At 29.6% G+C, this 18,048-nt stretch carries 17 protein-coding genes; 13 read left to right on the forward strand and 4 right to left on the reverse strand.

Translation table 11 applies throughout. The annotated features are described in order from the left end of the window. Positions 1–67 precede the first annotated feature (67 nt). The 5 genes from QZV12_RS09795 (at position 68) to QZV12_RS09815 (ending at position 4,915) form a co-directional block, all read left to right on the forward strand. Positions 68–793 (forward strand): tRNA-binding protein, encoded by a 726-nt coding sequence (locus QZV12_RS09795; RefSeq protein WP_295621012.1) that lies wholly within the window; start codon positions 68–70, stop codon positions 791–793. Between the two features lie 851 nt (positions 794–1,644). Next, complete coding sequence (locus QZV12_RS09800; RefSeq protein WP_295621016.1) at positions 1,645–2,052, forward strand: PRC-barrel domain-containing protein; 408 nt, start codon at positions 1,645–1,647, stop codon at positions 2,050–2,052. Between the two features lie 394 nt (positions 2,053–2,446). Then, the gene (locus tag QZV12_RS09805; protein WP_295621019.1) at positions 2,447–3,208 is read left to right on the forward strand and encodes an aspartate dehydrogenase; all 762 of its coding nucleotides are present in this window, start codon (positions 2,447–2,449) and stop codon (positions 3,206–3,208) included. A gap of 61 nt (positions 3,209–3,269) precedes the next feature. Then, positions 3,270–4,028, forward strand: a complete 759-nt coding sequence (locus QZV12_RS09810; protein ID WP_295621022.1) for a tRNA(His) guanylyltransferase Thg1 family protein — start codon at positions 3,270–3,272, stop codon at positions 4,026–4,028. Between the two features lie 65 nt (positions 4,029–4,093). Then, positions 4,094–4,915 carry a Mov34/MPN/PAD-1 family protein gene (locus QZV12_RS09815; protein ID WP_295621025.1) on the forward strand — a complete coding sequence of 274 codons (822 nt, stop codon included), beginning with the start codon at positions 4,094–4,096 and terminating at the stop codon, positions 4,913–4,915. 430 nt (positions 4,916–5,345) lie between these two features. Here the strand turns inward: QZV12_RS09815 and serA are convergent, their stop codons facing one another. Then, on the reverse strand, positions 5,346–6,920 hold the full coding sequence (serA, locus tag QZV12_RS09820; RefSeq protein ID WP_295621028.1) for a phosphoglycerate dehydrogenase: 1,575 nt from the start codon (positions 6,918–6,920) through the stop codon (positions 5,346–5,348). A 430-nt stretch (positions 6,921–7,350) separates the two neighbouring features. Here serA and QZV12_RS09825 point away from each other — a divergent pair, with 430 nt between their 5' ends. Beyond that, entirely contained in the window at positions 7,351–7,689 is a 339-nt protein-coding gene (locus QZV12_RS09825; RefSeq protein ID WP_295621032.1) for a heavy metal-binding domain-containing protein, read from the forward strand. 171 nt (positions 7,690–7,860) lie between these two features. Here the strand turns inward: QZV12_RS09825 and QZV12_RS09830 are convergent, their stop codons facing one another. Continuing rightward, complete coding sequence (locus QZV12_RS09830) at positions 7,861–9,834, reverse strand: hypothetical protein (RefSeq protein ID WP_295621035.1); 1,974 nt, start codon at positions 9,832–9,834, stop codon at positions 7,861–7,863. Positions 9,835–10,304: 470 nt separating this feature from the next. Here QZV12_RS09830 and QZV12_RS09835 point away from each other — a divergent pair, with 470 nt between their 5' ends. Next, positions 10,305–11,396 carry a radical SAM/SPASM domain-containing protein gene (locus QZV12_RS09835; protein ID WP_295621037.1) on the forward strand — a complete coding sequence of 364 codons (1,092 nt, stop codon included), beginning with the start codon at positions 10,305–10,307 and terminating at the stop codon, positions 11,394–11,396. Positions 11,397–11,536: 140 nt separating this feature from the next. Here the strand turns inward: QZV12_RS09835 and QZV12_RS09840 are convergent, their stop codons facing one another. Together QZV12_RS09840 and QZV12_RS09845 are read right to left on the reverse strand one after the other, a co-directional pair. Next, positions 11,537–12,055, reverse strand: a complete 519-nt coding sequence (locus tag QZV12_RS09840; protein WP_295621040.1) for a class I SAM-dependent methyltransferase — start codon at positions 12,053–12,055, stop codon at positions 11,537–11,539. Next, positions 11,989–12,429, reverse strand: a complete 441-nt coding sequence (locus QZV12_RS09845; RefSeq protein WP_295621043.1) for a hypothetical protein — start codon at positions 12,427–12,429, stop codon at positions 11,989–11,991. The genes QZV12_RS09840 and QZV12_RS09845 overlap by 67 nt, the downstream gene beginning before the upstream one ends. Before the next feature lie 667 nt (positions 12,430–13,096). Between QZV12_RS09845 and QZV12_RS09850 the strand changes: the two genes are divergently transcribed. The 6 genes from QZV12_RS09850 to QZV12_RS09875 all read left to right on the forward strand — a co-directional run bounded on the left by QZV12_RS09850 (position 13,097) and on the right by QZV12_RS09875 (position 18,025). Next, positions 13,097–14,173, forward strand: coding sequence for a hypothetical protein (locus QZV12_RS09850; protein ID WP_295621046.1), 1,077 nt, complete (start codon positions 13,097–13,099; stop codon positions 14,171–14,173). A gap of 106 nt (positions 14,174–14,279) precedes the next feature. Beyond that, a complete protein-coding gene (locus tag QZV12_RS09855) occupies positions 14,280–14,408 on the forward strand; it encodes a hypothetical protein (protein WP_295621050.1) in 129 nt (42 codons plus the stop codon). A gap of 5 nt (positions 14,409–14,413) precedes the next feature. Then, the gene (locus QZV12_RS09860; RefSeq protein WP_295621053.1) at positions 14,414–15,223 is read left to right on the forward strand and encodes a hypothetical protein; all 810 of its coding nucleotides are present in this window, start codon (positions 14,414–14,416) and stop codon (positions 15,221–15,223) included. 172 nt (positions 15,224–15,395) lie between these two features. Next, positions 15,396–15,533 (forward strand): hypothetical protein, encoded by a 138-nt coding sequence (locus QZV12_RS09865; RefSeq protein WP_295621056.1) that lies wholly within the window; start codon positions 15,396–15,398, stop codon positions 15,531–15,533. After that, positions 15,526–16,359 (forward strand): hypothetical protein, encoded by an 834-nt coding sequence (locus tag QZV12_RS09870; RefSeq protein WP_295621059.1) that lies wholly within the window; start codon positions 15,526–15,528, stop codon positions 16,357–16,359. Before QZV12_RS09865 ends, QZV12_RS09870 begins: the two co-directional genes overlap by 8 nt. Before the next feature lie 538 nt (positions 16,360–16,897). Continuing rightward, entirely contained in the window at positions 16,898–18,025 is a 1,128-nt protein-coding gene (locus tag QZV12_RS09875) for a hypothetical protein (protein ID WP_295621062.1), read from the forward strand. The last annotated feature ends 23 nt before the right edge of the window (positions 18,026–18,048 follow it).

Here is an 18,048-nt window from a genome sequence, read left to right on the forward strand (position 1 = left end):
CATTTATTTAAATTAATTTTTATTATATTTGAATAAATTTTTATAATTATTAATCAATTGTGATAACATGTGGGACACTGCTAAAGATTATAGAATATTAATAGCTATGCATGCTCGTGAATTATTTTTAAAGACTGTTCAGACTGGAAGTTTCAGAGGCAATTGGAATAAGAAAGGGGCCATTGAAGAAACCAAAAAGATGGAACCTGATTTAAAGTCTTTGCTTTACTGTTATCTTGAAGGAGATACCTTAGCCAACTGTGAAGATGTTGACAAGCTTGAAGACAAGGCAAACAGAATAGTCAATTTCCTTGGTGGCGAAGATTGGGCTCATAAATTCATGAATGGTGCTCCAAAGGATGAAAGGGAAAAGACTGAAGAGAATATTGCAAAGGTCAGATTTTTCCTGGATACCATTTTAGGCCTTAGAAGAAGATTCAAGTTTGGCCCTATCGATGATCCGATTATCGGAATCGATGTGATGGTAGGAGAAATCATGAGTGTAAGCAAACATCCTAAGGCTGATTCTTTAATGATCTGTAATGTAAATCTTGGAAAAAGGGCATTAAAGGTAGTCACCAATGATTTGACTGTAAAGGAAGGCAATAGGGTAGGAGTTTCCTTGCTTCCTCCTGCAACATTTATGGACATTGTTTCTGAAGGAATGTTTTTAGGAATGAATGGAAGCATTTTAAAAGAAGTTCAAGGTGAATTAGGTCAAATGCCTAATGGTATACCTATGGAATCATTAAATGAAACCAAAAATATGATAACTAACTTTTTAGACAACTAATCCCAAACTTTTCCAAGCCTTCGGCTTGCAAAAGTTTGATTGAAATATTTTCATTTATTGAGAGTATTTTCTTTTTTTACTTTTTTAATGCTATTTTTTAGTTATGGATTTTTTTTATTTTTTTACTTTTTTAATGCTATTTTTTAGTTATGGATTTTTTTTTACAAGTTCAATGCTATTTTTTACTTTTTTTATTTTTTCAATATTTTATGCATATTTTTTTAATTTTAGATTTTTTTTTGATTTTTTATTTTTCTAAATATTCTATTTTCATTTTCTATTTTTTCACTTTCCTAATTGGGAAATGTTCTGATTTTTACAATTTTTTTAATATTTTTATTGTAAATTTTATTACTTTAAATAGTTTCTATGATGATATTACAAGGATATTATCATTTTTTTCAGATTTCATGAATTTTTTTTTTGATATTATCATGATATTATCATTTTTTTGAAATTTTTAAATTTTTTTGATGAAATTTTACTTATTTTTTGGGTTTGATATAAAAATTTTCTTATTTTTTTATTTTTGCAAATAGTTTATTATTATTTTCAAATTTTCTTTAAATTTTATTATTAATTTCTCATTTTATCACTTAATTTAGACTTAAAAAACATAAAGTATTTATATAAGCAGATAGACATATAATATATAATAAGCTTATATAATGTTTAATTGTTGAATTTCATATGAATTTCTTTAAAAATTTCTAAAATAAAAAATTCATAATTTAATGATTAATTTATTCATTGTAGGCTAAAATTTTGAAAAATTAAAGGATTTTGCAATGTTTTGATACATTGTCATCAAACATGTTATTTTGATTTATTGAGTTATTATGGTGAAAAAAATGGTAGAAGTTTCAACTCTTTACGATTTAGATATATATACATTAGCGGGACAGTATGTAGGTCAAGTTCATGATGTAGTTCTCAATATAAGATACGGAACTATCTCAAGACTTCAAGTAAAAGCTTTAGAACCTGAAAGAAAAACAGCAGGTATCAGAGATATCTTCAAAGGCGGATTCCAATTCGTACCAGAAGAAGATGTCGGCAGAACCTTCCAAGAAGGCTTACTTAATATTGAGTTTGACAGAGTCACTGCTATTGGCGACATAATGTTAATTGATCCTCAGGACTTAAAAAGACCTAAACCTCCAGTAGTGGGGGAAGAAATCTCAGCACGTCCTAGACCTGAGCCTATTAGAGAAGCTCCAAGAGAAGCTCCTGTAGAAGCTCCTATACCACAACAATAAGTGTTGTTTTACTAAATATGTTTTTAATCTTTGAGATTTTTTACCATATCCTTTGATTATTAGCCTATTTTTCTAAATGTAGTTTCAGATTAATTAACATATTTATTTAATTTTCTCTTTTTTTATTTTATTTTCATGAACTGAATTTTTCATTTTTTCTTGTTATTATCAATGTTATTAACAATTTATAATGTATGGTTTACAAATTTCACAATTTTTGTTATGGTATAATATTCGTTAACTGTTTTTAAAAACTTTTTAATTAAGATAGTTTTTTATTTAATAAAGATTAATTATTAATAAGGATAAACATATAATTATTAAAACAAAATTCAATTTATAATTTAACTATTATTAAAGTAATTTTTAATTTATTATTAGCTGAGGTGAACTAATGATTGTAGGTATTGTAGGATGTGGAGCTATTGCAAATACAATAGTTAATGAGATCCTATCTGAAAAAGGAATAGAAATTAAATATTTCTATGATCGTGATGTGGAAAGAGCTGAAAACCTTGCCCAAATAGCAAATGGGATTGCAGTGATAAATTTTGAAGACATGTTGGATAAAGTCGATTTGGTTGTTGAAGCCGCATCTCCAATGGCTTTAAAGGTTATCGCATTGTCTATCTTGGAAAAGGGCGTCGATTTGATGATCATGAGTGTTGGCGCATTGATGGATATTGAATTTAAGGAAAAGGTTCATAAGATAGCTCAAAAGAATAAGGCAAAAGTTTATGCTCCATCTGGCGCGATTGTAGGATTGGATGGTATTAAGGCAGCATCAATTGGTAAAATCACACAAGCTTCATTAACTACCAGAAAGGCACCTAAATCATTAGGAAGAGAAGTTGAGGAAGAGGAAATCCTCTTTGAAGGAAAAGCTTCAGAAGCTGTTGAGAAGTTTCCGGTAAACATTAATGTTGCTGCTTCATTAAGCATTGCCTGCAATATGGACATTGATGTTAAGATTATTGTAGACCCTAAGGTGGATAGGAATGTTCACGAAGTGGTTGTCAAAGGTGACTTCGGTGAATTCAGGACAAGTTCTGAAAACTTCCCATTTGCTGCAAATCCAAAAACAAGCATGTTGGCAGCATTTTCAGCTATTAAATTATTGAAAAGCTTTAACGAATGCTTCTCAATAGGAACATAATAAGATTTTGTTTTTTCTAATCTGTATTTTTATTATTTTGTGATATGATTTAGGTGATATGATGAAGGATTATGAAATTTATTCGACAATGAAGGTTCCAAAGAACTCCAATATCATCCTACGTTTGGATGGCCGTAAATTTCATAGCTTAGCAAAGGGATTGAATTTTGTAAAGCCTTATGATGAAAATTTTTACAGGATAATCACTAATGTTTGCCTGGATATCTTCAATCAGTTTGCACCTAAGTTCATTTACACATTTTCAGATGAAATCAGCATTCTTTTAGATGAGATTCCATTTTCTGGAAGAGTTGAAAAGATCAATTCTGTATTCGCCTCAGTGGCTTCAAGTTCCTTTACATATTATTTGTTAAACGATTATTCTAATGAATTTAATCTGGATAAGTTATCAGATAATGATAGGAATATTGTATTTCCTATATCATTTGATTCAAGAATAATTCCAATAGATGGACCATCTATATCAGACTACTTCAAATGGAGACAAGATGAATGTTGGAGAAACTGCATCAATGGATATGGCATCTGGGCACTGAAAAAGGAATACGATACACAAGAGGCAAATGAAAAGATAAGTGGATTGAAATCATCTGACATTCATGATTTGTTGTTTGAAAGAGGAATAAACCTTAATGATGTTGACACTTGGAAAAAGAGAGGAATTGGAATTTATAAAAGGTCTTGGGAAATTGAAGGTTTCAATCCTAAAAAGCAGGAAAAGACAGTATCTACTCGCAGTGAAGTTTTTGTTGACTATGAATTGGATATTTTCAGTTCAGAATTTTTTGAAAAATTATAAGTATTATATTAACTCTTATCTATTAATTGGAAACTATTTATTTAAAGCTAAAGTAAGGTGATAATATGGGATTTGACGATTTGGTATCTAAAATGAATCAGAAGAATCAATTTGAAAAGGTTTGTGTTGATCAAGGAGTGATTGATGCTGTAATATTTTATTCTAAAAAATCGTATCCTAATGAATTTTTAGCTATGTTTGACGGTTATGTGAAAGATAAGGTCCTTTATATAACTGGATTGCTGTTCTTGCCTGGTGAAAGGTCTCATACAAGTGCCACTTTCAATGATTGGCTGATTCCTCCAAGTCAGAAAAAGTGGGGTTCTGTACACTCTCACCCTGGACCAAGTGCAAACCCGTCTCGTGCTGACTTAATCACATTTTCCAAGCATGGGCCATTTCATATAATTGTTTGCGAACCTTACTCTTTGGCGACAATGAAGGCTTATGATGCTTATGGGATGCCAACAACCTTTGAAGTTGGCCATTATTCCGACCCAGACAAGGATCCAATGATGGAGGATTTAAAAAAGATTAAAAAGGAGATTGAGGAAAAGGAAGATGAAGAACTTAGTCCCTCTTTCTTTGATTTGGATAAGGATTTTTCATACTTTGATGATGATAAAGAGAAAACCAATAAGTATTCCCATGAGTTTGATGATTTGAATAGTTCATCTGATTCATACAGTTCAAATATTTCTTTCAATCCATATAATGTATCTGATGAAGATTTAGGTTCTATTGACTTGAATCCAAGAGTTGTTAGGATTGGAGGAGAACCTATAAATGGTCAAAGCCCTAATTTAGGTATTATCATTGAATTTAGGGATGGTAAACCTATTATAAAAGGAGTTAGAAACGATAGAAAAGAAGATTCAGATGATTAAATCTTGAGTAATCAATTCCTTTTTTTAAAAAAAGGCTTATTTATTATTTTTTAAGCTATTTTTTTATTATTTTTTTTATTTTTTTAAAACAGTTATTTTCAATCATTTTTTTATTATTTTATTATTATTTTTTAGCTATTTTTTTATTATTTATTATTTTTAATTATTTTTTAAAAAGAGTTATTTTTACCCTTTTTATAATTTTTATTATTTTTTAAAAAGAGTAATTTCTTAAGCTATTTTTTATTATTTTTTAAATTATTTTTTAATTATTTAATTAATTTTTAAAAAGAGTTATTTTCAATCATTTTTTTATTATTATTAAAAAAGAGTATTTTTTTAAGCTATTTTTATTTTTTAAATTTTAAAAAAAGAAAAAGAGATTAGAATTCAATTGAATTCTAATGATTGTTTTAATTAACTATTCTACTTAAAGACTTAAGCTGGTTGCATCATAGACATTTTCTAATGATTTGATTTCTTCAACAGCTTTCTTAGTAGCTGGTTCATCTAAAGTAAGAATCATAACAGCTTCTCCACCAGTGGAGTCTCTTCCTACTTGCATGATGCCAATGTTAATGTTTTGTTCTCCGAATTTGGTTCCGATTGCACCAATGCTTCCAGGAATGTCTTTGTATTTTGCAATGAACATGTTTCCTTCAGGTTTTACATCTACCCAATATCCGTTTACCTTAATGATTTTAGGTTCGTGTAAGTAGGTACCATCTGCAGACATTGTACCTGATTTGGTTTTAGCGGTAACCTTGATCATTGTTTCGTATCCTTCAGCGTCATCGCTTACAGCTTCAGTGATTCTGATTCCTCTTGCTTTTGCAACACTGGTAGCATTTACTGCATTAACTGCAGTTTCAGTGATTGGGTTTAATATACCTTGGAGAATGGTTCTTGTGAATAATTCTCTGTTTTGAAGTTTTGCAATTTCTCCTTTGTAGGTAATTTCCAATTTTTTAATTGGGCTGCTTGTAGCTTGGGAAATGAAGCTTCCTAACTTATCACAAAGCTCTAAATAGTTATTGGTTTCTTCAAATTCACTGCTGTTCATTCGAGGCATGTTGATAATGTTTTTAGGCATGTCTCCTTTGAATAAAGTGATTACTTCATTAGCTACAATGATAGCTGCATCCCTTTGAGCTTCTTTAGTTGATGCTGCAATGTGGGGAGTACATACGATATTGTCCAATTCGAATAATTTGTTGTTGGTTGCAGGTTCCTCTTCATATACGTCAAGTCCTGCTCCGAGAATATCTCCATTTTTCAATGCTTCGTATAATGCATCTTCATCAATGACACCACCACGTGCACAGTTAAAGATAAGTGCAGTGTCCTTCATCATTTTGAATTGTTCAGTTGAAATTGAATGTTCAGTTTCAGGAGTTAATGGAACGTGAATTGTAATTACATCTGCTCTTGTCAAGACATCTTCAATGTCTTCGTATAATTCCACTCCCATGTTTTTAGCAACTTCAGGAGGTAAGTACGGGTCGTATGCAATTGCATCCATTTCAAATGCCTTACATCTGTTTACCACTTGGGATCCGATTCTTCCCATACCGATTACACCAAGGATCTTGTTTCTAAGTTCCATACCCATAAATGCCTTTTTCTCCCATTTTCCTTCTTTAGTGGATTTGTCAGCGATAGCTATTTTATGGATAGTACTTAAGATGAGTCCCATTGTGTGTTCTGCTACAGTGATTGAAGTGGATTCAGGTGCATTTACTACCATAATACCTTTTTTGGTAGCTGCATTTACATCAACATTGTCTACACCTACACCTGCTCTTGCAATGATTTTAAGATTGTCTGCCTTTTCAATTACTTCAGCAGGCAATTTAGTTCTGCTTCTTATAAGAATTGCATCATATTCCCCAATGGTTTCAAGTAATTCTTCAGGGGTTATGCTTGTATCTACAACAACTTCACAAACTTCTTTTAAGTTTTCAATTCCTTTTTCATTTATTGCATCTGCGACTAATGCCTTCATTATTTCACCATTCTTTCTTGAAATAAGTTAAAATTAATTTAAAAAGTTAATAAGTTTATAAATGGAATAATTCCAATTTTATTGTCTGTTTTTTGAATATTCAATTTATAAAAGTGTTTAAATTATAAATTTAATATAAAATACCTAATTTTTAAAAAATAATATTACTATATGTAAATCAGATAGTTTATAATATTATTATCTATAGTTAACATTATATTTAAATAATTGTACGAAATTCCTTATTCCAGTTATCATTTTTTCCTTTTTATTTGAATTTTATTTAATGATTTCAATATTGGTTTTAGCTTAAAATTCTTAATGTTAATTTAATAAAGTTTATATATTTAATAACACTATATTATACTGATTAACTTATGTTAATTTAAAATTCATTAAAAATTCATTAAAAATAATGTGAGGAATAATTATGGTAAGTATAGAAGAGTTTCCTATGGCAAGTTCTGATCATATTCCAGGATACAAAATTGTAGAAGAAAAAGGATTCGTATATGGTTTGACCGTACGTGCACGGGGTCTTGGTGGAGATATCGGTGCAGGTTTAAAAGGATTGCTCGGTGGTGAAATCAAGCAATATGTTACAATGATGGAAGAATCCAGAGATGAGTCCATTAATCGTTGCATTGAACACGCTAAGGAATTAGGTGCAAATGCAATCATCACCATGAGGATGGATTCAGACAGCATATCCCAAAATATGCAAGAAGTTTTAGCATATGGTACAGCTGTTGTAGTTGAAAAGGAATAGGTTTATTCCTTTCCATTTTATTTTTTCTATTTTTTTCGAAGTTTGATTCGGTTTTTAATTTTGCTTGGTTTTTTCTATTTTTTGGTTTGGTTTTTAACTTTGTTTGTTTATTTTTTTCTAAATACAGATATCAACTTCCAACTTTTTGGGTTTGGTTTTTAATTTTGTTTCTTATTTTTTTCTAAATACAGATGTCAACTTCCAACTTTTTGAAGACATTATTTCCTCATTTTTCTTCTTGGATTTATTCAAATCCTTTTTAAGCTTATTGTTTTCCTTTTTTAAATTGGAAATCTTTTTGTTAAGGCTTTCATTGTCTTCCTTTAATTCATTGATCTTTTTGTAGTATGTTTCAGCAGTTTCCAATTTGTCATCACTTAAGTTAAAGTTGCTAGCCTTTTCCAAGCTTTCAAATGAATTGAAGTCTGCAGCAGCTGCACAATCAATTAATAGGAAAAGCTTGTTAAAATGATAAATTGTCTTATGTTTTTTCAAGTCAATGAATTCTCTTTTCAATGGATAGAATGCATTGTTTCTTGTTTTTCTTAATTTTTTCATTTTTTTATCATCTGATAAGTCTTCATTTAATGCTGTCAAATGATCCCTTAAAATGAAGTAATCTAAAGAGGTGATTCCACATTTTGACATGATATTGTCATGATTTTCATCCTTGTTGATGAATTCTGTCTTTAAGAGAGGGTCTAATTTATCATGTATGAAGTTATAATCCCATAGGAATGGCTCTTCCATATGTCTGCTGTCCTCATATCCCTCAACATTAAATTCATCCAGACCAGTTTGAGGCAATTTGTCATTGGCAAATGGTATTTCCAAGAGTTTCGGATTTCCTCTTTTTAAAACATTGTAAATGAAGTCCTTATAGGTGAATTCGTTATATTTTTTATTTAAAAAGGCAATCCATAATTCAAGGCAAGTTCCAAACAATGGGAAATAGAATTCTTCTCTGGACAATCTCCTTCTTGAAGACCATCTGGATATGTTCATCAATGTTTCAATAGTTTCACGCTTGTATAAATCATTTCCATGCTGATAAAATTCAGTAGGATTAAGATATTCCCTTGAATAATCTTCAATAGCATCGTGGGAGTCAAATTCTCCTTGTGATATATAAAATGTAGATGCAAATTCACTTAATGATGATGGGAAATACCTTAACTCATTTTCCCCATAGCTATTGTTGACCCAATCGACATCTAAGCATTTGGATACCTCTTCGCCAAGTATGACATCAGGGTGATTTGGCAATCCATCAGTTACTGCTTGAATCTTAATGTCATATTTTGGACAGAATTTAGCAAGCATCATTAGGGATAATCTGGAATCAAAGCCTCCAGTTGATCCTACCGTGATTTGACTAAGGTTTTCTGAAATGGTTTTGAAAAAGATATCTGCATAATTCTCTAAATAGGAATAGTATCTGTCATAAAATTGTTCTCTGTCCTCTAAATATAATTTTTCAAACCATTCTGGAATAATGATTTCTGAATTTCTCTTTATTTCGAATTGGCCGTTCTTAAGGTTTATATCATCAAAAGGGAATAATCTTGATATGTTTTTAAAAATAGTGTTTCTATAGCTTTTCTTATCTTCTCCAGCGTACCATTGGCTGAATCTATTTATGTCTCTGATAAATTCAATGTCATATAAATCTACAAATTTATGCTCTTGGAAGCTTTTAACGCCGTCTACAATTAGTTTTAACTCATTTGATATGATTGCACAGTTATCATCCTCATAAAAGTATATTGGGTGAACAGCAGATAATGATGATTTGAAGTAGCCATTTCCATCGCTGTTGCAATAGAATGTTTGATAATTTCCCAATATCAGCTTATCTTCATCAATTGCTTTTTTAATGTTATGTACATTGTTTTCTTCATATGAGTTTTCAATGGCAAAGAGCCCATTTACAAAATTGATTTCATTGTCTGTGAATGCGTATGAAAAATCCTCTCTTTCATTGTAGACCATATTATATGTGTATAAATAAACTATAATGTTATTGAACTCTCTTTTAATGGAGCCATTAGCTATTAATGAAGGGGCATTAACAGAATCCAATAGCTCATTGTTGATTAAATCGCTATTGAAATTTTCCTTTTTTGATATAATTAAGAATCTCATATAAGATATTATATTTAAATAATCTTAATAAAGTTATGGTCTAATAGATATTTTGAGTTGCTTGGTATTTTTCTCTCTTTTTATTTTCATTAGATTTCAATTTTTCACTGTTCTTTTTTTCTTTTATCCGAATATTTTTTCATTAATCATTTTTTCTAATTAATGATGTTTTTTATCAATAGTTAAATAATAATCCGTTCTATTGATTTATTTCCCTTTTAATAATGTTTTTTATCAATAGTTAAATAATAATCAGTTTATATTAATTTATTTTCCTATTTAATAATGTTTATATACCAATAATTAAATAATAATCCAATAAGGAAATAAAGTAAAACTGTTCAAAGTATGAATTTCTAAAAAACACTTTGGCAAATGTATATGATGAGTGGAAGCATATGCCCTATTTCTTATTTTATTGTGTAAAGATGAAATGGGATAGCAGTTTATGGATTTAAGGAGAGGAATCAATGGAAAATAATTTTAATTTACAGGAATATTTGGCTAATGGTGCAGAAATCCTTGTAAAGGATGCTATTCGTGCTTCTCTTAAAAATCCTAAGGAAAGCTTATTTTTAGCAAAGTTTGCAAAGCATACTAAAAAGGCCACTAAAATTAGACAGAAATATGAGGAAAAAGGCCAAAACATCCCTATTTTTTTAATAGCAAGCATTACAAGCAGCTGTAATCTCCATTGTGCAGGATGCTATTCAAGGGCAAATCATGCATGCAATGATGATGCTCCATTGAATCAGCTTAGCGGTGATGAATGGGAAGGAATCTTCAATCAGGCAAAGGACTTGGGAATAAGCTTTATTGTTCTTGCTGGGGGGGAGCCAATGCTTAGGGAAGATGTCATAGTCAAAGCAAGCCAATTTGATGAAATCCTTTTCCCTATATTTACAAATGGAACCATGATTACTGAGGATTATTTAAGGCTCTTTGATAAAAACAGAAATCTTGTTCCAATATTTTCAATTGAAGGAGATGAAGATAAAACAGATGCAAGAAGAGGAGAAGGGGTTTACTCTCAGCTATTAAATTCAATGGATTTGATGAGAAGGAAAAATATAATCTTTGGAGCTTCACTTACATTTACAAAAGGAAATCTATCCAATCTCCTTTCAAGAGATTATATAAATCAGTTAAGAGACTTGGGATGCAAGGTAATATTTTTCATTGAATATGTTCCAGTCAATGAGGATACCGTTGATCTGGCTCCTGGAGATGATGAAAGGGATTTATTGTTGAATGAAATAGAAGTCTTAAGAAAGGAATATGATGATGTATTGTTTTTATCTTTCCCAGGTGATGAAAAGACATCTGGCGGTTGTCTTGCTGCAGGAAGGGGATTTTTCCATATAAACTCTCATGGAGGTGCAGAACCTTGCCCTGCTTCACCTTACAGTGACATCAATGTTAGGGATTCAAGTCTTCTTGATGCATTGGATTCTAAATTATTCAAGTCCCTTCGTGATGGTGGCATTCTTTTAGATGATCATGAAGGTGGCTGTGTATTGTTTGAACACAAAGAAGAAGTGGAAAGGTTATTAGAAGAATGATTTGATTCTCCTAATCCTTTTTATTATAAAATTTTTTAAGTTTTGTTAAGTCTGTATTTGCTATTTCTTAAGTTTTATGGGTATTTTTTTCATTTTTTTATTAAAACTATTTTTTTAAGTTTTATAATTTATTTTTTCACTTATTTTCTGCATATGAAAACCTTTTCATGCTCTAGCAAACCAAAGACTTTTCTTTTATTTTCATCACTCATAACATCTTTAACTAAAACTTCATCTACATCAAAGCCAACAGATGCTAATCTGTCTTTAAAGTCATCACCATATCTTCTTAAATGGTCTCTTTGACCATAATGTTTTAATCTTAGCTCTGGTGTATTGTACTCTTCCTTCTCAAATGTTTCAGGAATAGGGGATAGTGGAACAGTTGTAATGCAAACTCCATCTTCCTTCAATACTCTTCTAAGCTCTTCCATTCCTTTAATGTCATCGGGAACATGTTCTAAAACATGAGAATTGTAGATAAAGTCAAATGTATTGTCTTCATATGGGATCTCTTCCATATTCACCTTTTCCCTAATATTGATATTTCTTTCGATATAGATTTCAGGCATAAAATCAACAGGATAATAGTCTATATTGTCATTTTCGCTGAAAAATTTGTATAAAAGCTTTTCAGGAGCAAATGTAAAATCTTGCATGGCTTATCAAAGATATTTGGAAGTTTTTGATTTAAAACCAATTGGAAAAACCTATCTCTTTCCAATGAACCGCATACTGGACACATAGCATTTCTTGGAGGAACTCCATAAGGCTTATAATAATTTATATTCTTACATATCGGACAGTATTTAGCTATTTTATCTGGAACTTCTCCTCCATTAAGCAAATAATTAATTGAATTTTCACGAATCTTCATTTGCTCTTTAAGCTCTTTGTTTGCTTTCCTTAATTTCTTACTTTCCTTTTCCTGTTTTTTCAAGTTCTTTTTATTTGAATCGTATGAATCCTTGTAAAACTTATAGCTATGGCTTTTAGTTAAGAAAAACTCTCCAATATTCTTTTTAAGTGGCATCTTATTCCTCTTTAATATATTTTTTTAATTTTAATTTTTATTTATTTTAGTTATGTGATTTTTAGATTATTTTAATCCGGGTATTTTAATCTTTGATTCAATTCTCGATTTAATTGCCAATACTTGATATTTAGTAATATTATTTATTTTGAAATATATAAAATTTTTAATTTTATTCATTTTTCGATTAATGGGATAATTAAATTAATAAATCTTGTAGCCAATGCTTGTATTCGAAAACATTAAAATGATGGGTTCTTCAATCCATTATTTAAGTATACAAAATTTAAAAAAGTATACCTTTTTATTAAAATTATGACTATTATGTGTTCAAATACTCATAAAGTATACATTTTCAATCAAAATTATGATTTGGGACTATTTATGGAAGAATAAATTAAATAAATCAATTTGGTTTATATATAACATAGTTAATTGGGTGTTCTTTAATCTATAATCAATACTTATATATTTCTTTAAATTATGTAATCAAGCACTTGCTTTCGATAATATTTAAATAGGTGATTATTCAATCTATTTTTATAAGTATGCAATTACTTACAAAGTATACATTTCAATTAAATTTTAGTTATTATGTATTCAAAATACACAAAATGTATACATTTTAATTAAAAGTATTGTTGTGATGTATTTGTGGGAGGATAAAATGATTAAAAAAATATTTTGCTTATGTTTTGTGCTAATTGCTTTAATTGGCATATTTGGAATATCTGCTTGTCATGCAAATAATTGTACTGTTGTAGGCTCTAATTCAGGACTTTCCTTGGCGGATTCAGTTCAATCTGTTGATGATGGTTTTGAATTGCTTAATGATCAAGCTTTAGAAGAAAGGGATGATATTGATTTTAAAAGTGGGATGGTATCTGATTTAAATGGGGATGTCTCTTCAGCAGAAAGGGATGATATTGATTTTAAAAGTGGGATGATATCTGATTTAAATGAAGATGTCTCTCAAGACAATTGCATTTCCATTCCAAATGATGATAATGCCTCTTTAGATGGTGTGGATGAAAGTGCAATTGATTTGAAGGATGATGGTTTCATTATTAATGCAGCTAAAGATGCAAAAAGTAAAATTCCAAGCACATTCATGCCAGTGTTTGTGAATAAAGAGTTATTTGCCATTGAATTTGATCCGGAAACAGGAATCGTGAAAGTAAATCAGAATTGTCCATATGTGAATACAGCATATATTAACTCAAGTGCCCCAGTATTATGGCATGTCTGTGTAGATAATCATGCCTACCAAAAGGAATATCATACTTATTGTGATGATGGGTTTGAGATAGGGGATGCTTATCCAAATTGTATATCTAATCAATTTAATTTAACAGCTTGTATAACTGATCATTGTTTGGATACTCTTTACACTGATGGACATTTCAAATGCAATTTATCCTTTGATGTCTTACGTGATAAAGATTACGGCATTGATTTCAGCGTTGATTTCATATTTCCTTTAGTTGTTGATGACTTTAATAATCTAAAATATTGTGGATTAGAGGAGTCAATAGTCCATGTATCTGGAAAGGATTTCACTATATATGACTCAAACGACATTATGATGAGGTATGGACGTTTGTATTATAATCCTAAAATAGATAAGATAATTAAAGAGGAAAATCTCGCATTTTGTAATGATTTGGTAAGATACTTAAATACAGTTATTCGTTCAATTGATTTAGCTACTATTAATAATTTAAGTAATGCTACTTTATCTTAAATTATTTTTCCTTTTTCATTTTTTAATTAATTAAAATTATGGTTGAGCATATTCAAATAAAAATAAAAATTAAAAGTATAATCAGGTAATATTCGTGGGGGATAAAATGAATAAAAGAATATTATGTTTATGTTTTGTGCTAATTGCCTTAATTGGCATATCTGGTGTATCTGCTTGTTATGCAGATAATTCTACTGTTGTAGACTCTAATTTAGGACTTTCTTTGAAGCTTTAGAAGAAATGGATGATATTGATTCTAAAAGTGAAGTGGTAGATGATTTAAATGAAGATGTCTCTCAAGAGGATTGTATTTCCATTCCAAGTGGAGATAATGCTCCTTTAGATGGTGTAGATGAAAGTGCAATTGATTTGAAGGATAATGGTTTCATTATCAATGCAGCTAAAGATGCAAAAAGTAAAATTCCAAACACATTCATGCCAGGACTTGTGGATAAAAATTTATTTGCCATTGAATTTGATCCTGAAACAGGTATGGTGAAAGTAAATAGGAATTGTTCATATATGAATACAGAGTTTATTAACTCAAGTACTCCAATGAGATGGTGTGTCCATTTAGATAATGGTGACTACATGGAGGAATATGGAATTCTTAACTATTATGCATTTGAAACAGCGAGAGGTTATCCAAATTGCATGTCTAATGAATTTAATTTAACAGCTTGCATAAAAGATCGTTGTTATTATCCTTATGCCACTGAAGGACATTTAAAATGCATATTGTCCCTTACAGTGTTCCGTGATGATGATCTCAACACTGCTTTCAGCGTTGATTTCAAATTCCCTATAGTTAATGACGAATCTAATAATGTAAAATATTTTGGATTGGAGAAGTCAACAGTCCATATATCTGGACAGGATATCGAAATATATGACTCAAAAGACCCAATGTTCCTTTTCCGTGGACGTAATCATTATATGCCTAAAGTAGAGAAGGTCATTAAGGAACAAAAATTTGCATTTTGTGATATGGAAAAATTAATCGAAATATTCAATCGTTCAAAAAATAGTTTAAGTCATTTATTTTCATAGGGAGGATAAAATATTCAATCGTTCAAAAAATAGTTTAAGTCATTTATTTTCATAGGGATGATAAATTTTCAGCCGTTTTAAAAATAGTTTTAGTAATTTTTATTTGTAGGGTGGATAAAATTCAAACCCTTCAAAAAATATTTTAAGTAATTTATATTTGTAGGAGGATAAAATGAAAAAAAGAATATTTTGCTTATGTTTTGTGCTAATTGCCTTAATTGGCATATCTGGTGTATCTGCTTGTTATGCAGATAATTCTACTGTTGTAGACTCTAATTTAGGACTTTCTTTGTTTAGAAGAAATGGATGATATTGATTCTAAAGGTGAAGTGGTAGATGATTTAAATGAAGATGTCTCTCAAGACAATTGCATTTCCATTCCAAATGAGGATAATGATTCTTTAGATAGCGTTGATGAAAGTGCAATTGACTTGAAGGATAATGGTTTCATTATTAATGCAGCTAAAGATGAAAAGAATAACTTTTCAAAGAACTTCCTGCCAATACTTATGAATAAAAATTTACTTGTCCTTGATTTTGATCTTGAAACAGGAATCTTGAAAGTAAATCAGAATTGTTCATATATGAATACAACATATATGAACTCAAGCGCTCCTGTAAAATGGCATATCCTTTTAGATAATAATCCATACCTCAAAGGGGATAGCAAGGGAAACAACCGTGTTATGTGGCAGATGGGTGAGGGTCATCGAAATAGAATAGGCGATACCATTAATGTATCAGATTACATAGTTGGTATGAATTTGCCAGCTTATGGTGATGGAATTTACAAATGCTTTATTTCCATTGATGTGTTACGTGATAAAGCTGTAGGCATTGATTTCAGCGTTGATTTCGAATTTTCTGTAGTTGTTGACAATCATGGTAATATAGTAACATATAGGCCATTGGAGAAGTCAATAGTTCATGTATATGGAAAGGATTTCACTGTATTTAACTCAAAGGACCCTAAGTTTCTTTTATATGGATCTGCACAATATTTGCCTACTGTAAAAAAGATCATTAGTGCACAAAAAGATGCATATCGTATTGATATGGCAAGATATTTATATACAGTTATGCGTTCATTTGATTTAGCTACTATTAATAATTTAAGTAATACTACTTTATCTTAAATTAATTAATTTTTGGGGGCTGTTGAAAACCTTTTTTAAAATTTTATTTTAAATCTTTTTAACAGTAATTTTTAAAAATTTTTATATAAATTTATAGGATTTCAACAAAGCCTAATTTTTTATTTTATTGAGGCTGTAAAATTTTATAGGCTTATTTTAATTTTATTAGATTTCTTTAAAAGTAAAAATCAATATTATTATTTTAAGCCTAAACTTTTTTACAAACTCATTTTATTTTATTTTATTTTTAGCTTATTTTTTGATTAAATTAAGTTTATTATTAGTTTATTCATCAAATATTTAATAATTTGTTGTTTAATTTAGAAATTAATGGTAATACTTCCTTTAAATCATCTAAGCAAGTACTTGCATTTGGAAACATTTATATATGACATTGTTCAATCTATTTACTGGTGTATACAAATATTTGCAATGTATACTCAATGAAGTATACAAACATCTGTGGTGTATACTTATCGAAATATATGGATACTACAATTAGCTGTCAAGTAGATTTTAGTATTTTTGGGATGATATTATGAATAAAAGAATATTATGTTTATGTTTTATATTGATTGCCTTTTTAGGCATGTCTTGTGTATCTGCATGTGATGCAGATAATATTACAATAGACAACTCAAACTTTGTGCATTTTGAGCCGGATTCATTTCATTCACTTAATAGTGGTGTTAGATTAGATGATGGTCAAGTTTTAGATCTACAAGGTAATATTGTTTCTGAAAGTGGAATGGATGAAGAGACATATGTAAATTTATCTGAAGATAATTCTCCTTCCATCCAAAATGATGTTAAATCAAATATAAGCAATAAGAATTATAATGAAAGGGCTAAGATTACTAAAGCAGTTGAAGATTCCCTTCGTAGTAATCAAACCAAATTTGTTCCATTCTATAAGGATATGAATCTATCTGACATGGATTTGGATTTTTTCAATATCGTGAAAGAAGTTAAGAAATTACCTGAATCTGAAAACAATGATACAAATTTATCTGACATGGATTTGAATTCTGAAAACAATGATACAAATTTATCTGACATGGATTTGAATTCTTTAGTAGTGGATATCAAACCATACAGTTTTGATTCAGGTACATTTCTTTCAAAAGTTAAGGACAAAGATTTAATTGCCCTTGATTTTAATCCTGAAACTGGAATCTTGAAAGTAAATCCTAATTGTCCATATATGAAAAGTAATTTCGTTAACTCAACTGTGCTAAAATGGTACGTTGGTTTTTATAATAATGATTATCTAAATGAATCTGATCGTTATCGAACTTATAGTTCAGAGATAGGGGATGGTTATCCAACTAGATACTCAAAGGAATTTAATTTAACTGAATTCATAAAAAATGGTGTAATTTTTGGGGATTTCCCTTTATGTCTCACTGATGGATATTACACCTGCAAGATAACCGTTGATGTTTTAGGTGCTAAAGATTTCAGTATTGATTTTGCATTCCCTATAAGGGTGGATGATTTTTACAATCTAAAATATTTGCCACTAGAGAAGTCTGTAGCACATATATCTGGAAAGGATATCAAAATATATGATAATCATCAAGTATATTTAAGTGTCTTTGGAATTTTTGATTCCGAAGATATGATTAAATCATTGATATGTGAACAACTTAAGAAAAATAATTAATTTAAGCAAAATAATATTTTACT

It is taken from the genome of uncultured Methanobrevibacter sp. (assembly GCF_902769175.1).
Taxonomy (GTDB): Archaea; Methanobacteriota; Methanobacteria; order Methanobacteriales; family Methanobacteriaceae; genus Methanobrevibacter.